We start from the raw sequence: 740 nt of genomic DNA on the forward strand, positions 1-740 counted from the left end.
CTCTCAAGAGAAGCAAGCTTCTCTCTACCGCTCGACTTGCATGTGTTAGGCCTGCCGCCAGCGTTCAATCTGAGCCATGATCAAACTCTTCAGTTCAATACTGCTTGGGTTTTGAAAAAACCCTAAACTTAGCTCAGCAATCGACAAAAAACTCTCAAATTAACGAGTGTTACTTGTGATGCTGATAATCTTGCGACTAGCAGTCTTACCTCACAAGCACCCACACGAATTGCTTGATTCAGTTGTTAAAGAGCGGGTGGTTAAGTCTTTCGTCTCAACCGAGGCGCGCATTCTACAGTAGCCTCATCTTGCGTCAAGCTATTTTTCGAAGTTCTTTCCGAAGAAGTTCTTTCTACTCAATCACTTGCATTACATAACTTGCCAGCAATGATTTTTGATCGCTCAAAAACTTCATGCTTGTACTAATAGTAAAACCCCCGATCAGTTTCCTGATCGGGGGTTTTGGTGTAGGTGCTTGACGATGACCTACTCTCACATGGGGAAACCCCACACTACCATCGGCGATGCATCGTTTCACTACTGAGTTCGGGATGGGATCAGGTGGTTCCAATGCTCTATGGTCGTCAAGCGATTCAGCGGAGATGTCGTGCTGCTTGCGCGGCTCGCTACCTCGAATTGGGTATGTGATGTCTTGGTTTGTAGTTGTGCAAATTTTCGGCTGTTGCAGTCTTCATAGAGACACACAAACATCAAATTGTTTGGGTGTTATATGGTCAAGC

At 45.4% G+C, this 740-nt stretch carries 2 rRNA genes; both read right to left on the reverse strand.

Annotated elements, in window-relative coordinates:
- A 16S ribosomal RNA gene (locus P3C18_RS20630) occupies nt 1-96 on the reverse strand; the annotation flags it as partial.
- A 377-nt stretch (nt 97-473) separates the two neighbouring features.
- A 5S ribosomal RNA gene (gene rrf / locus P3C18_RS20635) occupies nt 474-589 on the reverse strand.
- Between the last annotated feature and the right edge of the window lie 151 nt (nt 590-740).

The organism is Pseudomonas sp. 1928-m, assembly GCF_029269135.1.
Classification (GTDB): Bacteria; Pseudomonadota; Gammaproteobacteria; order Pseudomonadales; family Pseudomonadaceae; genus Aquipseudomonas.